Here is a 21,304-nt window from a genome sequence, read left to right on the forward strand (position 1 = left end):
ATGTAATAGAATGATTAATATTAATAATGATACGATTATATTAAAGTAAGGTGAAAATAATGAATGAAAATGATATTTTAAAAATGAATGAAAATGACCTGTATGAAGAAATTGATATATTGGATTTTGATAGACTTGAATCAGAATTAGAAGAGGATTTATTAAAAGATATAGAAGATCTGGCTTTTTTGGAAACAGAAAGAGAAAGTATAAATAATCCGCAAAAGATTGGTGAAGTAGTAAAAAACGTTATATGGGAACAAATAGAAAATCAATTAGGAGTTGGAATAGGGAAAGAATTTATTGAGAAAAATAATGGTAATACACTAGATTTGAGAAAAGATGCACATATTCAAACAGCGGAAAATTTCAAAAATGGTAAATTAGCAACTCATAACACATATATAGATTACGAAGAAAAATATAATACATATCAGGGAAGATTTAAGAAGGATAAAAATGGTAATATACAAACACATAAAAATCGTGCGGGAAAAGAAGAAATAACTTTAGTAAAAGGAGCAAGAAAAGATTTTGATAAAGGTAGACCAATGGGATCTAAAGAGAAAGGAACTCATATGGATCATACTGTCTCTGGAGCAGAGTTACATCGTAGAGCTGATGTGAATGCATTTATGTCCGAAAAAGAAAAAATCGAATTTGCAAATAGTAAAAAAAATTTAAATGAGATTAGAAGTGGGATTAATCAAGCAAAAGGAGATACTTCTACAACTGATTTCTTAGATAATAAAAATTCTAAAGGACAGACAGCGCAAGAAGTACATAATATCACAGAAAAAGAAGAAAGACAATTAAGAGAGAAAGACAAGGAAGCAAGAGAGGAATTAGATAAAAGGATCGAAGAAGGGAAAAAAAAAGCTATAGAAGCTGGAAAAAAATCCAGAAAAGAAGAAGCTGTAAGAATTGGAAAAGCAGCAACAAAGGCGGCGATAATGGGGTTACTTACAGAATTTTTGAAAGAAATAATAGAATATCTTATAAAATGGTTTAAATCTAAAGCTAGAACATTAAAAACTCTAGTTGATTCAATAAAGGAAGCGATAACTTCTTTTGTTTCTAAATTAAAAAGTCATTTAATTAATGCAGGTAATACAATAATTTCTGCTATGATAACTGCGTTATTTAATCCTGTAGTATCGATTTTAAAAAAGGCTTGGTCTATATTAAAACAAGGGTGGAAGATATTAAAAGAGGCGGTTATTTATTTAAAAAAACCAGAAAATAAAAATAAGCCATTTTCAGAAAAAATGGCACAAGTTGGGAAAATAGTAATCGCAGGTTTAACAGCAATTGGAGCAATGAATTTATCGACTGTTATAGAAGTAGCGTTAGAAAATATTGGTATTGGGAAGATAGAAATACCATTATTAGGGACATTAGGAAGCATAATGGGCATATTTTTAGGTTCAGTAATTTCTGGGGTTATTGGAGCAATAGCAATAAATCGCCTAGATAAAGTAATAGGCGAGAGACAAATTGAAAGAATACATTCTGAAAAACTAGAAAAAGGGAATCAAATATTAGCGAAGCAACAAAATTTTCAGAAAACTATAGAAAAGGTAGTGAATAGAAAAAGAGAGAGTGTAGAGGATTTGATGACTACAGGTCATAAATACTTATATAATGAAATGGTAAATAAACAAATCGAGTTTAATAATATATCTAAGAAAGTAAATGATAAAGAAGAGAGTAATAATAAAGAGATACTTGATGAAATTGATGATAGATTAGATGAATTGTTATAATTTTGAAAGGAATAATATATGAATAATAATAGTAATAATAATTTACAGACCAATATAGATGAAAGTACTTATAATCACCATAATTTTGATCTAGCAAAGAAAAAACTAAGAGATTTTTCAAAAAACACGGACAAAGATTTTAAATTGGAAAAAGTAGAAGAAGAAGGAGGTTTTTTTCGGTTAGGTAATCATAATGTAACAGGTTCTGAATTTAATCTGAGATTATCAAAAATACAAGATAAGTTTATAAATATAAATACCGGGATAATTGAGCTTAGAAAAGAGTTTGGAGTGGTATATACTGCATTAGAATCTTTGGATAAAGATATACTTAAAGCATTTTTGGTTCAATTAAATCAGATAGAGCAAGCATATAAATCAATAGAAGTTACTAATGATAAGCTTTTATTAGCTAATGAGGATATCAATAATATTATAGAAAAGCAGAGAAAAACGGTTGAAGTATTAACAAAGTTTAAAAAACGACTTGATGAGTATAAGCATTTAGTAGAAGTAGATAATATGTGGCAAGATATGAATATTTTAAAATATGATATTTCCGAACTAAAAAAAACAGATAAAAAACTTAGCGGATTAGAACATTTATATCAAATTGATAAAATTTGGGAGAAATTAGACAAAATAATTATTGAAATTGGTGAAGTCTCTATTTTGTTGGAAAATCAAAATAGAGAGTTAGTAGAAAGTAAACAAAGAATAAATTTTATAGAAGAGTTTGTAAGAAAAATAAGCACTCAAGAATATTTATTTGAGATAGATACTTTGTGGAAAGAAAATAGAGATATTAAAAACAAAGTAGAGAAAAATAAGAAAAATACAGATATTGAAATTTTAGTGTTAAAAGAAAAAATAGAATTATTAGATAAAAAAATTAATTATAAAAACAGACAAATATATATTTTTATAATAATATTGGTATGTATTATTTTATACATTTTATTTTTTATAGGAAGACGATAGATGAATAAGTACGAAGAAAAATTATATAATTCTTCACTAAAATATGGAGAGTTGATTAATAAGAAAGATATTATCTTATCCTACATTGAACATATTATTAATAACAGGGATAATCAATCCAAGATATTATTACTAAAAAATATATCTAAGGAAGTTAGTAATAATAAAGAAAATAGAGAGATAAAAGATAGTGCTAAAATTTTAAAAGACGATTTTCTTAAATATTTAGGATACATATCAGTCCAAGAATTATTAGGGAATGAAGAAGAAAACCAAAATGAAAAATCTTTAATTGAATTATTGGAAGAATTACAATCTTTAATTGGATTGGAAAATGTAAAGAAGAAAATCCAAGATTTAATAATATATCAACGTGTTCAGCAGTTGAGATTAGAAAAACAATTAATAGCGAATAAAGGTACAATGCATATGGCTTTTATAGGTAATCCAGGCACAGGGAAAACAACAGTAGCGAGAATAGTCGGGCATATTTACAAGAAAATAGGATTGCTGTCTAAAGGGCACTTTCTAGAGGTATCTAGAACAGATTTAATAGCTGGATATCAAGGACAAACAGCTTTAAAAGTAAAAAAAATTATAGAAAGAGCAAAAGGGGGAGTATTATTTATAGATGAAGCATATAGTATTACAGAGAATGATCATACTGATTCTTATGGAAAAGAATGTCTGACTGAACTAACAAAAGCACTAGAGGATTATAGGGATGATTTAGTTGTTATAGTTGCAGGGTATACAGAACCTATGAGACACTTTTTTGAGTCCAATCCAGGATTAAAATCTAGATTTAATACGTTTGTAGAGTTTCAAGATTATACTGTTGATGAATTGACTGAAATATTTCTTTATATATGTGATAGAAAAGATTATCTTGTCGATGTAGATGGATTGTATGAATTAAGAAATTATTTTGAAAAAATACTATGTGATAAGGATGAAAATTTTTCTAATGCAAGATTTGTTAGAAATATCTATGATGAGATTGTAATGAAACACTCAAGAAGAATTATAGAAATAGACAATCCTACAAAAGAAGACCTAATGTTTATAAAAAAGGAAGATTTTAATTTTAATTAGGTAATTTTTTGAATGGAAATTTTGATAATAGTAGAGTGAGAGAAGGATATAGAGTTTTTCCCACATTATGTCCAACCTCTTTAATATACTAAGTATATTAAGGAGGTTTTTTATATGAATACAATTAATTTTAATACTTTAACTAGTGTAGAAAGGATACTATTAGCAGTGGATTTTGATTATTATTTAAAAAAGTATAATTCTAATATTCCTAAAATAAGAAATGAGTTAAATAAACTACTAAAAGGAACAGATCTATCGATTTTAGAGAGAGTTAATTATCGGCTAACATTTAGTTATGATTGTGATATATATTTTAGAGAAGAGTACTTGAAAATCTTCTCTATAAAAAGATTTTATAAGTTTTTTGGTTATAAGATATACTACAAAAATATTGTGATGCTAGATTATAATCATAATAAAAAAGAATGTACTATTAAATATTTCAATAAAGGAAGAGTACATGGATTAAAATTTTCTGCATATCCAGAGCAATATAAGTTATTATCAAACTTATATAAAAATATTGTATGTTAAATTAATTTCTAGTAAAATATGATTTTCTATGAGATAATAATTTTATAGTCCGCGAAGAGTGGAAAGATTTTAGATAACAGGAGAATATATATGAAAAAAAGTATTGCTATATTTTCGAGTATTATAGTTGCGCTTATTATTTGTGCTACAGCGTATTATTTTATGTTTGGTGGTGGGAAAGATGAGAAGGTAAAAGAAGAGTATCAAAAATATGTTGATATGATTAATATCAGTCATGATTTCGAAGCAGGAGCGAAAGGCTTGGAGACGCTAACTACTGATGTTGCTCAGAAGGTTATTCCAACTATCAAGACTGATATAAAAGTTGCAAAAGAGATTAAAAATACGTCTATTAGCTTAAATGATAAAAAAATTGATGAAGCGAGAGATAGTTTAGATAAAGCTAAAAAACTTGATACAAATTCAAATTTTTCAGCTGCTATTAACTGGTTAAATGCTGATATTGAAAATTATAAGAGAGCTGAAGAAGAGATAAAAAATATTAAGACAGATGTTAATTTTAGTAAAGATTTATCTCAAATTTTAGAAAAATACAAGTTTAATAATAATAGTTTAAAACAATTGTTAAATGATGTGGGTAATAAGCTTTATGATAAAGCTCAGGAAGCTGCACAAAAGACTAAGGAACTTGCAGAAAAAGCAAGAGAGTTTGAGCGTAAGAACAAAAGATCTGATATCGAATTAGGTGGACCGAACCCTGCGTTATTAAATGATAGCAATTCGTTGCCGGCTGATGCTCAAGGGATAGGTGGAGCAATGGATGAAGAAGGAGCAAGAAAAATGAGTTCTGATCTTGTTAATAGATATAAAGGATACCTTCTAAAAAAATATGATGGAGTATCAATTGAATGGTCTATCAATGGTAAGAGTTTCAAAATTATTAAGGAAGATGGAAGTAAACTTACCTTTACTACTCAAGCTCAGCTTTATAGAAAAGTTGGTAATAGATTAGTTTCTGGAGTTAATCTTAACAGCGAAGAAGGCTCTGAATTTTTATATAATACATAAGCTATTAATTGAGAAAACTCAAGGCATGACATAATGTCAATTGCCTTGAGTCTTTTTATATTTCGACGATATCAATAGTTGCTTGTGTTTTATAAATAACATCTTTTCTTTCGATTAAGATAGTTGCTTTTTCAGCTAGTTCTTTGTTTTCTTTAATTTTACTAAGTAGTTCACGACTTGGATTCATTGCAACTGGATTACCTACACGTCTTAGCATGTTGTAATCGCCATTTGTATCACCATATGCAAATGATTCAGAAAGATCAATATTATATTCTTCAACTAATCTATCAATAGTTTTATTTTTACTATCAGCATCCCACATTGGAATTACTTCACCTGTAAATTTATCATTTTCCATGATGTATTTACTACCAATCGCAAGAAATGCATGATGTTTTTTACCCATTGCTTCAACAAGGTAGTCTGGACTACCTGAGATGAAAATAATAAGGTGTCCATTCTTTTTATGTTTTTCAATAATATTTCTAGTAAACTTATAGACACGATCAGCCTTAAGTTTCATTACTTGTTCTGTTGCGAAATCAATATATTTTTTATGAAGACCTGTTATTGCTTGAACGTAAGCTTCAGATACTCCAAATAGATAGTTATCGTAATCTTCAAAACGTTTATCCCAGTTGATGTATGTATCTTTTACGCCATTTATCCAATATCTTTCATCTACAACTTCGTATTTAATTAATTTTTTAAAATGCTCTGTCATTAAAGAATCCCTATATAGAGTTCCATCGATATCGAAAAATGCAGCTATTTTCTTTTCTTTCATATTTTATCCTCCTAAAGATCAATGTTTAATTAGGTTTAAAGGCGAGGAATCCTCGCCTTTAAAAGAAGTTTTAAAATTTTGTAGCATCTACAGAGTCAAGGTATTTTTTAAGTTCTGGCACAATATTAGAAATTGTTCCATCTTTGAATGGATTTTCTAGATTTGCTTCTTTAACTAATTCTAAGAATGGTTTAGTTCCACCTTGTTTACATAGGTGTAGGTATTCTTCCCATGCTTTTTCTCTATTTTCGTTAGCTTTTTTCCAGAATTGGAAGGCACAAACTTGAGCTAAAGTATAATCGATATAGTAGAATGGTACACTAAATAAGTGTCCTTGTCTATAGAAAAATAATCCTTCATCAAGTTCTGGAATTTCTTCGTAGTAACGTGATGGTAGGTATTTTCTTTCCACTTCTAACCATTTCATACGACGTTCTTGTGGTGTTAGTTCTGGATTTTCGTATACTTCGTGTTGGAACTCATCGACAGTAACACCATAAGGTAAGAACTTAATCGCTGTAGTCATGTGGTAGTATTTGAACTTGTCAGTATCTTCTTTAAAGAAAAGATTCATCCATGGCCATGTTAAAAATTCCATACTCATTGAGTGAATTTCACAAGCTTCAAATGTTGGCCAAACGTAATCTGGCATATGATTTCTACTTTGGAAAACTTGGAAAGCATGACCAGCTTCATGAGTTAAGACTGTAACATCATGAGGAGTTTGATTGAAGTTAGCAAAGATAAATGGTGCTTTGTAATCTGGAATGAATGTACAGTAACCACCACCAGCTTTTCCTGGTTTTGTATCTAAGTCTAATAAGTTGTTTTCAGTCATAAATGTAAAGAATTCATCAGTTTCTGGTGATAATTCTTTATACATTATTTTAGCATAATCAACAAGTGTTGGACGGTCACCTTTTGGAGTAGGGTTACCAGATTTGAATGTTACACCTTCATCGTGGAATGAAAGTTTTTCAAGTCCTAGACGATTAGCTTGTGCTTTTTTAAGTTCTTCAACTACAGGTACGATTTCTTTGAAAATTTGTTTTCTGTAGTTTGCTACGTCTTTTGCAGTGTAGTCAGTTCTACGTAGACGAAGGTAAGCAACTTCTACGAAGTTATCAAAACCAAGTTTTTTCGCAATTCGAGTACGAACTTTAACTATACGGTCGTAAATGCTATCGTATTGTTCTAAGTTTTCTTTGAAGAATTTGGCAACAGCCTGACTTGCTAATAGACGAGTCTCACGGTTGGCATCTTGAGTATATTTAGCCATACCACTTAAGTTGTGAATTCCACCATCAAATGGAATTTTAGCACTTGAAGTAAGCTTAGTATATTCAGAAGTAAGTTTATTTTCTTCTTTTAAATCTTCGATGATTTCATCACTAAATACTTTAAGAGAAGATTCAATTAGGTTAAAGTAATGTTCCCCAATTTCTTTTTTAAGTTCTTCTTTGAATTTAGAATCGAATATTGCTTTATCGAATTTGCTAAGAAGAGAAGTCAATTCAGGATTGAAGTCATCCCAAAAATCTCTTTCAGTTTCATAAAACTTATCAGTAGTGTCGATTGTTGCACGGATTTCTACTAACTGAGCTAATGTTTCAACGCTGTTGCGAAGTTTGTTGTATTCGTTAAAAATTTCTAAAGTTTCTTCAACAGTATTTGCCGAATTTAATTTTTCTATTAATGTTTCTAATTGTTTTTTTATTTGATCAGTATCTGGTCTAGTATATTGGTAATTTTCAAAAGTCATAATACACTCTCCTAAAAATCATATTTATAAATTATCAACACTACTATGATATCATGAAATATAGAAAAACACAAAAATAAAATTCAGAAAATTCTAAAACAAAGATTGAAAATTATACTAATATATTTCGTAAAAAAGAATTTTAAAAAACTGTCGGTTAGGAAACTTTGACATTCTGAGCTATTTATGAAATAATAAAATAAGGATGAAAGACCGAGAGAAATAATTAGAAATAAAGGAGAAAAAAATTTGATTACAACTAAAGATATAATTATTGATCCACATGCGACACTTAGAGCACGTGCTGAAGAAGTAAAAAGTCCGATTTCAGATGAAGATAAAGCTGTTTTACGTGGATTATTAGAATATGTAATTGCTTCTCAAGATGATGAGAAAGCAGAAAAATTAGGACTAAAACCGGGGATAGGATTAGCGGCACCACAAATCAACGTTTCAAAAAGAATGATTGCAGTGCATATCCCAGATGAAGAGTTCCCAGAAAATACAGTTTCTTATGCATTATATAATCCAAAAATTATCTCAAACTCAGCTGCAAAATGTTACTTAGCTGGTGGAGAAGGATGTTTATCAGTAGATAAAGAAATTAAAGGATATGTTCCTCGTTATTCAAAAATTAAAGTAGTTGGTTATAATGAAAATGATGAGAAAGTTACTTTAACTTTAACAGATTTACCAGCAATTTGTTTCCAACACGAAATCGATCACTTAAATGGAGTTATGTTCTACGATCATATTAATAAAGAAAATCCGTTTGATGTGCCAGCTGAATACGAAAAACTATAATTTAATATAGAAAAAATACACGTAAGACAGATAAATGTCTTGCGTGTATTTAGCTATAGTACTTCTTTTTCTTTCATATTGTAATGTAGATAAGCATCGATAAAATCAATTATCTCACCATCCATTACTTTGTCTACTGTAGATACTTCGTAGTTTGTTCTGTGATCTTTTACCATTGTATATGGAGTAAATACATAAGAACGAATTTGAGAACCCCAACCAATGTCTTTTTGTTCACCACGAATTGCTGCTAATTCTTTTTCTTTTTCTTCAATCTCACATTGATAAAGTTTTGATTTTAAATTTTTCATCGCAGCATCTTTATTTTTAATTTGGCTTCGTTCTGCTTGTGATTGAACTACGATACCTGTAGGAAGGTGAGTTATACGAACTGCTGAATCAGTAGTGTTAATATGTTGTCCTCCAGCCCCTTGAGCTCTGTAAGTATCTATTTTTAAATCTTCATTATTGATTTCGATATTAATTTCATCATCGTTAAATTCTGGAATTACATCGATTGAAGCGAAAGATGTATGTCTTTTTCCGGATGGATCAAAAGGTGAGATACGCACAACTCGGTGAACACCTTTTTCTCCTTTTAATAAGCCATATGCAAAATCACCTTCAACTTTTATAGTTGCTGATTTAACACCAGTGATATCACCAGATTGATAGTTTAAATAGCTGTATTTTAATCCTTGTTTTGTGAAGAATCTTTCATACATACGTAACATTAATTCTGACCAATCTGTAGCATCAGTTCCACCAGCCCCGGCATGTATTTCTAGTATAGCAGTGTTGTTATCATATTCTTCTGAGAATAATAATCTAAAGCTAAAATCTTCAACACTTGATTTTAGATTGACTACTGTTTCTAGTAAATCTTGATAAATTTCTTCATCATCTTCATCTTTTAGAAATTCAATCATCTCTTCAGAGTGCTCTAAATAGTCTATCATTTCACTAAATTCATCAAGTTCTTTTTTTATACTTTTTGATTCGGTAACTAATAGACTAGCTGCTTCGCTATCATTCCAAAAATCAGCCTCAAGCATCATATTTTCAATTTCAGCAACTCGTTCAGTTTTATCTTCTATTTTTAATGAAGTTTTAAATTCCGTTATTCTTTTGTTAATTTCTTCGAGTTCTTTTCTAAGTTCAATAAGTTCCAAAATTTTTACCTCTATTAACTTCTTTCGTTTACTTATTATACAAGAATTTTTCTGAAGATACAAGGAAGGCAGGAACAAATTATAATACTTTTTGATTAAATATACATTTAGAAATTAGGTTAGAAATTCATGCTATAAGTTGCTTCATCTACAAATTATTATTTTATTTTCAATATTATGTGCAATGCTACAAAAGAATCAATTGAATTTTTCATTAAAAATTATTTTTAGAAATGTTATTGTATCAAGGTTAAGAAGAATAGTAAGATGAAAGGTCAAAAAAAGTCAAAAATATTTTAAAAAAGCTATTGACTTATTTTGACCTTAATGATATTATTATATATGTGATTAGCAGTCAGATACTTAGAGTGCTAAAACACAAAATTGGAGAATAGGTGATGACGATGTTAATAGATAGACAAGTACTCATTCTTCAATCTATAGTCGAAAATTTTATTACGACTAATCAACCTGTAGGTTCTAAGCAAATTGCTCAAAATATTGATTTCAGTTCGGCAACGATAAGAAATGATATGAGTAAATTAGAAAAAGAAGGATTGATTAAAAAGACTCATATTTCATCAGGTAGAGTACCTTCGGAAAAAGGTTATCGCTATTATGTAGATTACATAAAAAAAGATTATGAATTATCAAATAGTGAAAATGAAAAACTTAAACAACTCTCTGGTGGTGATATAGTTTCAGAAAATAATTATCTAGAAAAGAATGCAATAGTACTATCGGACTTAACGGATTGTACGGCGGTGATACTAGCCCCGACAAAAACGGATAGGCGCATTAATAAAATAGAGGTTATTCTTCTAAGTAGTCGTAGCATTCTCGTTATATTAGTAACAAATATAGGGGAGGTATTCCAACAAAACTATAAACTGGATGCAGACTTCACTGCAGAAGATATAGGGGAAATCAATAAACTTCTTCAAAGTTACTTCTATGATGTGGATATGGCAACAGCTCATGTAATGATTCATGGTGAGTTAGAAAAATATCTAAAGAATAAAGTTAACAACTACGATATGATAGTGGTGGCTTTAAATAGATTGTTGCAAAATAAAATTAAAAAGACTGTAGCATTAGGGGGTAAGTACAATTTACTTAAACAACCCGATATAGACAATGTAGAAAAATTAAAAGAAGTAGTATCGCTCTTAGAAGATGATAAGATAGTCGAGCTTCTAGATAATAATGAAGTAACAGGGAAACCATCTATTAAAATAGGAACTGAGCTTAAACTTGGGAATATAGATGATCTTTCATTAGTATCTAGTAGTTATAACACATCTAAAGGTCAAGGTGTAATAGCCGTATTTGGACCAAAGAGAATGGACTATTCAAAAATCATGACACTTATAGCTTGTGTTCGTGATAATTTAAATAATAATTTAAAATAATTAGGAGGTAGAGATGGCTACTGAAGAACAAAAAGAAACTCTACAAGAAGAAGTAACAACAGAAGAAACTGTTGAAACTGAAGAAACTACAGACTCTGAAGAAGTAGTTGAAAAAACTGCAGAAGAGTTATTACAAGAACAAATTGAAAAACTGCAAGAAGAAGTAAAAGCGTCAGAAGATAAATACTTACGTCTTTACGCAGAATTTGAAAACTTTAAACGACGTAAAAATCAAGAAATTGACACTATAAATGCTTATAAGAGTCAAAAAGTGATTACAGAAATCTTACCAAGTTTGGATAACTTAGAACGTGCTCTACAAGTTGAGTCAACTAATGAAGAAGTACAAACAGTTCTAAAAGGTGTACAAATGGTATACGAAGGATTACAAGCAGCGCTTAAATCAGAAGGTGTTGAACTAGTAGAAACTGAAAATGCTCAGTTCGATCCAAACTTCCACCACGCAGTAATGCAAGGAGAAGAAAGCGACAAAGAAAGCGGAGTAATCTTAGATACATTCCAAAAAGGTTACAAACTAAAAGATAGAGTAATTAGACCAGCAATGGTTAAGGTAAACTCATAATTATTAATCCTTAGTTTTTTCGAACCTAGAAGGTGAAGAAAAAAGTTAGGAGTAAGAATCGCACAGCTACACCAAGAATGAGGAGCGTAGCAACGAAATGATTGGTATGTAGCCACTGCGCAGACACATACTTAAAGAATTAAGAACGCAGTGACAAAATGATTTGAAAGTAGCCACTGCGCAGAATATTCTCAGTGTAAAGCTGAAAAGCATATAGAAAAGTAATATAAGACTTTGTTAGAGTGAAATAATCATTTTAACAAATAAATTTGAAAATATAGTTATTATAAATTTAAGGAGGACAAGAATATGTCAAAAATTATAGGTATCGACTTAGGAACAACTAACTCATGTGTATCAGTATTAGAAGGTGGGGAAGCTAAAGTAATCCCTAACCCAGAAGGTAACAGAACTACACCTTCTGTAGTAGCATTCAAAGGTGATGAAATTCAAGTAGGGGAAGTAGCAAAACGTCAAGCAATCACTAACCCTAACACAGTAATTTCTATCAAACGTCACATGGGTACAGATTACAAAGAAGATGTAAATGATAAAAAATACTCACCACAAGAAATCTCGGCAATGATTTTACAAAACTTAAAAGCAACTGCTGAAGCTTACTTAGGTGAAAAAGTAACTAAAGCTGTTATTACAGTACCAGCTTACTTCAATGACGCTCAACGTCAAGCAACTAAAGATGCTGGTAAAATCGCTGGATTAGAAGTAGAACGTATTATCAACGAACCTACTGCAGCAGCATTAGCGTACGGATTAGAAAAAACAGATGTAGATCAAAAAGTATTAGTATTTGACCTTGGTGGTGGTACATTCGACGTATCTATCTTAGAATTAGGAGATGGAGTATTCGAAGTATTAGCTACATCAGGAGATAACTTACTAGGTGGAGATGACTTCGACCAAGCTATTATCGACTACCTTGTAGAAGAATTCAAAAAAGAACAAGCTATCGACTTATCACAAGATAAAATGGCAATGCAACGTCTTAAAGATGCAGCAGAAAAAGCTAAAAAAGACTTATCTGGTGTAACTTCAACTCAAATTTCATTACCATTCATCTCAGCTGGAGCTAACGGACCAGTTCACTTAGAAAACACATTAACTCGTGCTAAATTTGATGAACTTACTCACAGCTTAGTAGAAAGAACATTAATCCCAACTCGTCAAGCTCTTAAAGATGCTGGATTAAACCCAAGTGAAATCGATCAAGTAATCTTAGTTGGTGGATCTACACGTATCCCAGCCGTACAAGAAGCTGTTAAAAAAGAAATGGGTAAAGAGCCTCATAAAGGAGTAAACCCTGACGAAGTAGTAGCTATGGGTGCTGCTATCCAAGGTGGAGTAATTACAGGTGACGTTAAAGACGTTGTATTACTAGACGTAACTCCATTATCATTAGGTATTGAAACAATGGGATCAGTTATGACAGTATTAATTCCAAGAAATACTACAATCCCAACTTCTAAATCACAAGTATTCTCTACAGCTGCAGATAACCAACCAGCAGTAGATATCCACGTATTACAAGGTGAACGCCCAATGGCATCTGATAACAAAACTCTTGGAAGATTCCAACTTTCAGATATACCACCAGCACCACGTGGAGTACCTCAAATTGAAGTTACATTTGATATCGACAAAAACGGTATTGTAAATGTTACAGCTAAAGATCTTGGAACTCAAAAACAACAAAAAATTACTATTGAATCAAGCAGTTCATTAACTGATGCTGATATCGATAGAATGGTTAAAGAAGCAGAAGCTAATGCTGATGCAGATGCTAAACGTAAAGAAGAAGCTGATGTACGTAACGAAGCTGATCAACTTTCATTCCAAGCTGATAAAGCATTAGAAGAAGCTAAAGATAAAGTAGATCAAAGCTTATTAGATAACATTAAAGCTAAAAACGATACATTAAAAGAAGCTATTAAAAACAATAACTTAGAAGAAATTAAAGCTGCTAAAGATGAATTAAACAAAGCAGTTCAAGAAATGACTATGAAACTTTATGAACAAGCAAATGCTGCAGCAGGAGCACAAGGTGCAGATGCAGGAGCAACTTCATCTAATAACGATGATGACACAATTGATGCAGATTTCACTGAGAAAAAATAATTAAATAAATAGTCTAAGGGGCTGGTAGCGTTATGCGCTAGCCCTTTGTTAAATAATTAATTATAGGAGAGATTAAGATGGCTAAAAGAGATTATTATGAGGTACTTGGTGTAAGTAAAAGCGCAAGTGCAGCTGAAATTAAAAAAGCATATCGTAAATTATCAAAACAATATCACCCAGATATCAACAAAGAGCCAGGCGCTGAAGATAAGTTCAAAGAAATTTCAGAAGCTTATGAAGTACTGAGTGACGATACTAAAAAAGCTCAATATGATCAATTTGGTCACGCAGCATTTGAAGGTGGAGCCGGTCAAGGTGGATTTGGTGGCTTCGGTGGAGGTTTCTCTGGATTCTCAGGTGGTTTTGATGACCTTGGAGATATTTTCTCAAGTTTCTTCGGTGGAGGAGGATCACGTCGTAATCCGAATGCTCCACGTCAAGGAGAAGACTTATTACACCGCATTCGTATAAGTTTTGAGGATGCCGTATTCGGTACGAAAAAAACTATTAAAATCCGTAAAGATGTAGAATGTGATCACTGTCACGGAAGTGGAGCGAAAGATTCTTCATCTGTAAATACTTGTCATAGATGTAATGGTAGTGGACAAGAAGCGGTAATTCAAGATACTCCATTCGGACGTATGCAAAGTCAACGTACATGTTCTGAATGTCAAGGACGAGGTAAAATCATTAAAGATAAATGTGCTCACTGTTTCGGTAAAGGATATAATAACCGTGAAGTAGAATACGAAGTAGAAATTCCAGAAGGAATTAGTTCAGGACAACGTGTTCGCCTTCGTGGTAAAGGTGGAGCAGGAGAAAATGGAGGTCCAGCAGGAGATTTATTCATAGAGGTAATCGTTGCTGAGGATTCATACTTCCACAGAGAAGATGATGACATCTACACTGAATTAAAACTTTCTCCAGCACAGGCTGCTTTAGGAACAAAAGTTGATGTTCGAACATTAACAGGTGAAATTGAACTAAATGTTCCAGCAGGAACACAACACGGACGTAAATTCCGTCTAGCAGGTAAAGGTGTTAAAAGCGTTATGGGATATGGTCAAGGAGATCACTATATCGTTGTATCTATTGAAATCCCTAAAAACCTATCAACAAAAGAACGTGAATTATACTTAGAACTTGCTAAATTAAATAATGAAAAAGTCGAAGAAGATGAAAGCTTCCTGGATAAGGTAAGTAGAAAAGCAAAAGATCTATTTGACTAATAAGAGAAAAAGCTCAGAGATTTCTGGGCTTTTTTGCTATTTTATAGCGTATTATACTATATTTATTTGAATTTTTTTGTAATACAAAGTAAAATATAAGATGGATATGAAATATACAAAAGAAGGAGTGAGGAAATGTTCATAAGCGAGTTTAAGACTGATCAAGAGATTAGTATGTTTTTATTATTAGATAATGTAATTCGTGGAATTGCGACAAGTGGGAAACCATATTTAACATTGTATCTAAAAGATAAAACTGGCAGCATTGATGGGAAAATTTGGGAAGTTAAAGACGAAGATAGTGAAAACTTAAAAGCTGGTAAGATGGTTTATGTTGAAGGAACGATTTTAGATTATCGTGGAAAACTACAGTTGAAAATTAAAAACTATCGAATGGCTACAGAAAATGACAATATTGATATACAAGATTATATTCAAACAGCCCCAGTACCAAAAGATGTAATGATAAATGAATTAAATTATTTCTTGAAAGAAATAAGTAATGAGAACTTAAGAACTGTAACAATTGAATTGTTAAATAAATATAAAAAGCAATTTATTAGTTACCCTGCAGCTAAATCAATGCACCATGATTTTTATTCAGGATTGATTTACCATACAACAACAATGTTGAAAATAGCAAAAGCATTGGTGGGAATTTATCCATCGTTAAATAAGGATTTATTATATAGTGGAATCATTTTACATGATTTAGGAAAAACTGTAGAACTTAGTGGACCTGTAGGAACTTCTTATACATTAGAAGGTGAATTATTAGGGCATATTGTCATTATGAGTGATGAAGTAGCTAGAATGGCTGATAAATTGGGAATTGAAGCTGAAGAAATCATTTTACTTAGACATATGATTCTTGCGCATCATGGTAAGTATGAATTTGGTTCACCAAAACTACCTATGATTAAAGAAGCGGAAATTATTCACTTTATTGATAATATTGATGCTAGAATGATGATGTTTGAGAAAAACTTAGCGAATGTAGAGCCAGGAACATTTAGTGATAAATTATTTGGTTTAGAGGGAAGACATTTCTACGTCCCTACGTTTGATAGAGAAGATAATTAAAGAAAAAAATTATAGAAAGAGAAGAAAGTATGAACAAAGGAATAAAATATATATTAGGTTTTGCTGCAATTTTTGTTGCGGCTGTAATATGCGTATTTGGGATTATTAAATATGAAGAAATGCAAGAAGGAACTACAACGAATAATAGTGCTAACTTAGGAAGTGTAGATGGAAAACAATTAGATAAAGAGACTACGATAATTATTGAAAAACTTTCAACATTAAATGATATTGATGAACTTAATTCAGAGTTACACTTATCACAATCAGTTATTGATATTTTGAAAAAATATGCACCCACTGTTAGTTATGCTGTAGATAACAGTGAAGGAAATGATGTAATCTACTTCCGTTTAGGTGGATATTATGCTAATCGTCAAGTTAATGATGTAAATAAAATTATCGGTTCTTATAAAGTTGACGGTGGAAAATTAACATCAACAGGAGATGATTTAGATAAGATTGGTTCTAAAGTTAATAGTAATGATAAATTAAAATGGAATAATATAAATGTAAATAACAAAGACCATGATAAAGATGCTGCTTACGCAATTGCTACGAAATATTATGGAGTACAATTAGGCAGAAGTATAGACAGTATGAGTATGATAGGGTTATTTGGTTATTTATCAGATTTCAGTAAACATGTAAGAGATGCTCAACTAGGTATGAATGTTGTGCCAATGTCATTAGCAGAAATAACAGATATTTATAACACTGCTTCTGCGGAAACATTTAGTGCTGAGCAAGTTTATAAAAAAGTAATATCATTACAACATGCTAAATATAAAGAAGTTGATGATAGTTACAAAGGAAATGAAGACAAGTACAATAAGAGTGTCGGAAATGGAGAAGTTGTTTACTTCAAGAAAGATAAAATGTACCTTGCAGTTTTTGGAGGAATCGGTGGTGCAGTTGCAAAAACTCCAGCAACCCCAGATATGTTTAAAATAGAAGGTGATAAAGTTATTGTACCTTTAATTGATAGCTCTAGTGGTGGAAGACAATCTGGTCAAATGGTACTACGTCTAAATAATAAAAAATATGAAGGCGGACAAAGTAGATCTAAATATTATGTAGAAAGCGTAAGTAATTAGACTATAAAAATATTATAAAAAGTAGAAGATAGGATTAAGTCCTGTCTTTTGCTATGTATAGATATGATAAGGAAAACTAGTAAGGTATGATATTAAATATAAACGATAAAATAGCATTAGTAGTTTGCTCAAACGGAAAAAATATTGAAGATAAAGTGAGGCTAGAAAAATTAGAGGGTATTTTAGTGGAGATGGGTTTAGTACCTGTTTTTACTAAATATATCTATAGAGATAAGTATGGGCGTGGAGCAAGTCCGCAACTTAGAGCTGACGAATTAGTGTCATTTTATAGAAATAATGAGATTAAAGCAATCTTTGATATTTCTGGTGGAGATATTGCTAATGAAGTCTTGGAGTACTTAGATTATGGGGTAATAAAAGAAAATTATAAACCGTTTTTTGGATATAGTGACTTAACGACAGTATTAAATTCTTTAGTAAGAAAAACAGATAAAATAAATTATTTATATCAGATTTTAAATATTATAGAAAATGAAGAAATACGAACAAGTTTTGTGAATACATTTTTGAAGAAACAGAACTCTTTATTTGATGTTAACTGGAGATTTTTTCAAGGAACAAAAATTGAAGGTGAAATTGTTGGAGGAAATATTAGATGCTTCTTGAAATTAGCTGGGACAGAGTATTTTCCAAAAGTAGAAAACAAGGTGCTTTTCATAGAAGGACTAGGTACTTCAATAGAAGGTCTACTAACACATCTTGCCCAGTTGAAACAACTGGGAGTATTTGATGGAATTTCAGGATTATTAATAGGAACTTTCACAAAAATTGAAAAAGAATTTTCTGTTGAAGAAATATTTGAAATTATTCAGGAGTATATACCACCTTCTTTACCAGTAGCAAAAACTCAAGAGGTTGGACACGCAAAAGATTCAAAAGCGTTAAAACTTGGAGGAAAAATATATATTAAAAATGAGTTGATCTAGGCAATCAACTCATTTATTTTATAGTTTATACCATTTAGAAATTGCTTGAGTTCCATTTGTATTGCGAACTTCTTCTTCTAATTCGTTGTAAATTTTGTACGCTGTCTCAAGCCCAGGAAGTTTGATATTCATTTTTTCACATTCTTCTAAAGCAAGTTTCATATCTTTAATAAAGTGGTGAGTGAAAAATCCTGGTTTGAAGTCTCCATTTAGGATACGTGGTCCATATGAAGTCATTGAGAAGCTTCCACCAGAACCTGTTGATACTGTTTTGAAGAACGAGTCCAAGTCTAGTCCAACTTCCTTAGCAAATTTGAAACTTTCTGCAACAGAAATCATAGTTGTAGCAATTGCGATCTGATTAGCAAGTTTTGCATATTGACCTTTACCAGCTTCACCGAAATATGTAATGCTTTTTCCTAGTTTTTCAACTAGTGGAAGAATAACTTCTTCGAATACTTTTTTATCTCCACCTGCCATGATTGATAGAGTAGCATTTCTTGCGCCAATGTCTCCACCTGTAACTGGAAGATCGAATGCAAATGCTCCAACTTTTAGGAATTCGTTGCTGATTTTTTCAGCAAGTGTAGGAGAAGAAGTAGTCATGTCTATGAAGACTTGCCCTTTTTTAGCAGTTGTAATTAAACCATTTTCACCAAGATAAACATCTTCAACATCTTTAGGATATCCAACCATGGTGAATATTACTTCGGCAAATTCGGGTGCATCTTTAATCTCATTAAGAAGTGTAGCACCACGTTTTACTAAGTTGTCAGTTTTACTTTTTGTTCTGTTGTAGACGAAAAGTTCGTGACCAGCATCTAATAGGTGCCCAGCCATGCTTTCACCCATAACTCCTGTTCCGATCCATGCAATTTTCATAATGAATTCCTCCGTGTATAATTAATATTGTTCTTTAATTATAACACAAAAGATGAAAACGTTATAATTTGTAGTTCGGCTAAAATGAGGAAGATTTTTGATAACATCGAATCCAAATATATGATATAATATTCAAGGTAAGAAGATAACTAGGAGGATGTTGTGAATAAAAGTAAATTAAAAGAATTTTTCATGTGTACAAGACCACATAGTTATCCAGCATCGATAGCACCAGTGTTATTTGGAGCTACGTATGCATTAGGATACGAGAGTAAATTCTCAATTTTAAAATTTATATTATTTCTGCTGGCTTGCTTATTAATTCAAGCGGCAACTAATTTATTTAATGAGTATTATGATTACAAACATGGGTTAGATAAGGTCGATTCAGAAGGGATTTCTGGTTCGATAGTAAAAGGAAATTTAAGTCCAAAAGAGGTTATGGTAGGAGCCTTGGTATTGTACGCACTAGCCTTTGTATTTGGATTAATTTTAACATTTATGACGAGTATCTATGTACTATTAGTCGGTTTAGTGTGTATGCTTGCTGGATATTTCTATACTGGAGGTAAATATCCTATAGCTTATTCTCCATTTGGAGAAGTTGTTTCAGGATTTTTCATGGGAACAATTATAATAGCTTTATCATTCTATTTCCAAACTGGCTATGTTAATGCTGATATTATTGTCGTTTCACTGCCGTTATTTATCATGATAGGAGCAATATTATTAGCGAATAATATCCGTGACTTAGATAATGACAAAGAATCAGGAAGAAGAACTTATGCGATATTAGTCGGAAGAAATAATGCGATTAAAACAATGGCAATTAGCTTTATCGTAGTATATTTATTAAATGTTTTATTTATAATTACTAAATATGCTTCGTGGTGGAATCTACTGGTGTTTGTTACTATTCCTTTAGCTATAAAAATAATTAAAGGTTTTAGTGCGAATAATCACAAAAAAACAATGGCACCGTATATGGTGTTAACAGCTAAGTTAACGATTTTTGTAGGATTCATAATGTCGTTAGCGAATATATTGAAATATATAATGAATTAAAAAAAACAAATGAGTCAACTTTTTTTGTTGACATCTTAAACTAAAAGATATATAATAAATAATGTGTTTATGAGGTGATATTTAATGAAATGGTTAAGATCTTCGTTATTCAAAAATAATAGTGATACTTTTGTTTTTGAAGAAAATATAAATGTTAAAGTAGCACACTACGATAGCTCTTTAAAAGATATTAGAGACGTTGTTGTTAGTGGAAAATTAACTCGAGGTGGACAAGATAAAATCTATGCCGATCTATTAATTAAAGGTAACTTCGAAATGATTTCAGGAAAAACACTAAAAGAAGTTGTTGTTCCATTTGAAATTGAAGAGAGAGAAGAATACATTGATAAATCTGTATTTGCAGGTGAAGAGGTATTCGACGTTAATTTAATGGATATGTATATTGATTTAACACCTTTAGTGAATGAGCTTATAATTTTAAATATTCCAATAACTACTTCTGATGAAGAAGAGCTAGAGATGGTTTCTGGTAATGACTGGGAATTGGTTTCTGAAGAGTCTTTAACTGATGTTAAAGAAAAGAAAGAATCACCGTTTGCAGCTCTTAACGGACTATTTAAAGAACAATAAGAATTATTTAAAATAATTGGAGGAAATTAACTATGGCAGTTCCTTTTAGAAGAACATCAAAAACAGCTAAAAGAAAAAGAAGAACTCACAAAAAACTATCTGCACCATCAATTACTATCGATGCAACAACTGGTAACTACGTAATGGGTCACCGTGTTGATAGAAAAACTGGTATGTACAAAGGTAGACAAGTTCTAGACGTTAAATAATTTAAATATTACCAAACCCTAAGGAGGTGTCCTTAGGGTTTTTTTATGTTTAAAATTAAGGGCTCATCAAAAAATCGGACTGATGGAAAAATCAGTCCGATTAAATTATATACAAATTTGTAAAAAAACATAGAAAA

20 protein-coding genes are annotated in these 21,304 nt (G+C 31.0%); 16 read left to right on the plus strand and 4 right to left on the minus strand.

Features of this window, described 5'->3' with window-relative positions:
• Nucleotides 1-59 precede the first annotated feature (59 nt).
• The 5 genes from JX287_RS04165 to JX287_RS04185 all read left to right on the plus strand — a co-directional run bounded on the left by JX287_RS04165 (nucleotide 60) and on the right by JX287_RS04185 (nucleotide 5,408).
• The gene (locus tag JX287_RS04165; protein WP_204642491.1) at nucleotides 60-1,766 is read left to right on the plus strand and encodes a cation diffusion facilitator family transporter; all 1,707 of its coding nucleotides are present in this window, start codon (nucleotides 60-62) and stop codon (nucleotides 1,764-1,766) included.
• Between the two features lie 18 nt (nucleotides 1,767-1,784).
• Nucleotides 1,785-2,747: a hypothetical protein gene (locus JX287_RS04170; RefSeq protein WP_204642493.1), complete on the plus strand. Its 963-nt coding sequence runs from the start codon at nucleotides 1,785-1,787 to the stop codon at nucleotides 2,745-2,747.
• Nucleotides 2,748-3,842: an AAA family ATPase gene (locus JX287_RS04175; RefSeq protein WP_204642496.1), complete on the plus strand. Its 1,095-nt coding sequence runs from the start codon at nucleotides 2,748-2,750 to the stop codon at nucleotides 3,840-3,842.
• Nucleotides 3,843-3,956: 114 nt separating this feature from the next.
• Complete coding sequence (locus tag JX287_RS04180) at nucleotides 3,957-4,379, plus strand: hypothetical protein (RefSeq protein ID WP_204642498.1); 423 nt, start codon at nucleotides 3,957-3,959, stop codon at nucleotides 4,377-4,379.
• 90 nt (nucleotides 4,380-4,469) lie between these two features.
• On the plus strand, nucleotides 4,470-5,408 hold the full coding sequence (locus JX287_RS04185) for a hypothetical protein (RefSeq protein WP_204642500.1): 939 nt from the start codon (nucleotides 4,470-4,472) through the stop codon (nucleotides 5,406-5,408).
• Nucleotides 5,409-5,463: 55 nt separating this feature from the next.
• On the opposite strand, the gene JX287_RS04190 is transcribed toward JX287_RS04185, so the two are convergent.
• Together JX287_RS04190 and JX287_RS04195 are read right to left on the minus strand one after the other, a co-directional pair.
• Nucleotides 5,464-6,198 carry an HAD family hydrolase gene (locus JX287_RS04190; RefSeq protein ID WP_204642502.1) on the minus strand — a complete coding sequence of 245 codons (735 nt, stop codon included), beginning with the start codon at nucleotides 6,196-6,198 and terminating at the stop codon, nucleotides 5,464-5,466.
• A gap of 70 nt (nucleotides 6,199-6,268) precedes the next feature.
• A complete protein-coding gene (locus JX287_RS04195; RefSeq protein ID WP_204642503.1) occupies nucleotides 6,269-7,960 on the minus strand; it encodes a M3 family oligoendopeptidase in 1,692 nt (563 codons plus the stop codon).
• 249 nt (nucleotides 7,961-8,209) lie between these two features.
• Between JX287_RS04195 and def the strand changes: the two genes are divergently transcribed.
• Nucleotides 8,210-8,764, plus strand: a complete 555-nt coding sequence (def, locus tag JX287_RS04200) for a peptide deformylase (protein WP_204642505.1) — start codon at nucleotides 8,210-8,212, stop codon at nucleotides 8,762-8,764.
• A gap of 53 nt (nucleotides 8,765-8,817) precedes the next feature.
• Here the strand turns inward: def and prfB are convergent, their stop codons facing one another.
• Entirely contained in the window at nucleotides 8,818-9,936 is a 1,119-nt protein-coding gene (gene prfB, locus JX287_RS04205) for a peptide chain release factor 2 (RefSeq protein ID WP_204642507.1), read from the minus strand.
• 404 nt (nucleotides 9,937-10,340) lie between these two features.
• On the opposite strand from prfB, the gene hrcA reads away from it, so the two are divergent.
• The 7 genes from hrcA to JX287_RS04240 all read left to right on the plus strand — a co-directional run bounded on the left by hrcA (nucleotide 10,341) and on the right by JX287_RS04240 (nucleotide 18,420).
• The gene (gene hrcA / locus JX287_RS04210) at nucleotides 10,341-11,348 is read left to right on the plus strand and encodes a heat-inducible transcriptional repressor HrcA (RefSeq protein ID WP_239650330.1); all 1,008 of its coding nucleotides are present in this window, start codon (nucleotides 10,341-10,343) and stop codon (nucleotides 11,346-11,348) included.
• Between the two features lie 13 nt (nucleotides 11,349-11,361).
• Nucleotides 11,362-11,931, plus strand: a complete 570-nt coding sequence (gene grpE / locus JX287_RS04215; RefSeq protein WP_204642516.1) for a nucleotide exchange factor GrpE — start codon at nucleotides 11,362-11,364, stop codon at nucleotides 11,929-11,931.
• 309 nt (nucleotides 11,932-12,240) lie between these two features.
• A complete protein-coding gene (gene dnaK, locus JX287_RS04220; protein ID WP_204642530.1) occupies nucleotides 12,241-14,064 on the plus strand; it encodes a molecular chaperone DnaK in 1,824 nt (607 codons plus the stop codon).
• 77 nt (nucleotides 14,065-14,141) lie between these two features.
• Entirely contained in the window at nucleotides 14,142-15,293 is a 1,152-nt protein-coding gene (gene dnaJ / locus JX287_RS04225; RefSeq protein WP_204642532.1) for a molecular chaperone DnaJ, read from the plus strand.
• Nucleotides 15,294-15,428: 135 nt separating this feature from the next.
• Nucleotides 15,429-16,376, plus strand: a complete 948-nt coding sequence (locus JX287_RS04230) for an HD domain-containing protein (protein ID WP_204642544.1) — start codon at nucleotides 15,429-15,431, stop codon at nucleotides 16,374-16,376.
• A gap of 29 nt (nucleotides 16,377-16,405) precedes the next feature.
• Nucleotides 16,406-17,473, plus strand: coding sequence for a hypothetical protein (locus JX287_RS04235; protein ID WP_204642547.1), 1,068 nt, complete (start codon nucleotides 16,406-16,408; stop codon nucleotides 17,471-17,473).
• Nucleotides 17,474-17,559: 86 nt separating this feature from the next.
• A complete protein-coding gene (locus tag JX287_RS04240) occupies nucleotides 17,560-18,420 on the plus strand; it encodes a S66 family peptidase (RefSeq protein ID WP_204642550.1) in 861 nt (286 codons plus the stop codon).
• An 18-nt stretch (nucleotides 18,421-18,438) separates the two neighbouring features.
• On the opposite strand, the gene JX287_RS04245 is transcribed toward JX287_RS04240, so the two are convergent.
• Nucleotides 18,439-19,302, minus strand: coding sequence for an NAD(P)-dependent oxidoreductase (locus JX287_RS04245; RefSeq protein WP_204642554.1), 864 nt, complete (start codon nucleotides 19,300-19,302; stop codon nucleotides 18,439-18,441).
• A 162-nt stretch (nucleotides 19,303-19,464) separates the two neighbouring features.
• Between JX287_RS04245 and JX287_RS04250 the strand changes: the two genes are divergently transcribed.
• The 3 genes from JX287_RS04250 to rpmF all read left to right on the plus strand — a co-directional run bounded on the left by JX287_RS04250 (nucleotide 19,465) and on the right by rpmF (nucleotide 21,167).
• On the plus strand, nucleotides 19,465-20,367 hold the full coding sequence (locus JX287_RS04250) for a 1,4-dihydroxy-2-naphthoate polyprenyltransferase (protein ID WP_204642557.1): 903 nt from the start codon (nucleotides 19,465-19,467) through the stop codon (nucleotides 20,365-20,367).
• An 84-nt stretch (nucleotides 20,368-20,451) separates the two neighbouring features.
• On the plus strand, nucleotides 20,452-20,958 hold the full coding sequence (locus JX287_RS04255; protein WP_204642560.1) for a YceD family protein: 507 nt from the start codon (nucleotides 20,452-20,454) through the stop codon (nucleotides 20,956-20,958).
• A gap of 32 nt (nucleotides 20,959-20,990) precedes the next feature.
• A complete protein-coding gene (gene rpmF / locus JX287_RS04260; protein WP_003147267.1) occupies nucleotides 20,991-21,167 on the plus strand; it encodes a 50S ribosomal protein L32 in 177 nt (58 codons plus the stop codon).
• Nucleotides 21,168-21,304: the final 137 nt, after the last annotated feature.

Origin of the sequence: Gemella haemolysans, from assembly GCF_901873445.1 — a bacterium.
GTDB lineage: Bacteria > Bacillota > Bacilli > Staphylococcales > Gemellaceae > Gemella > Gemella haemolysans_C.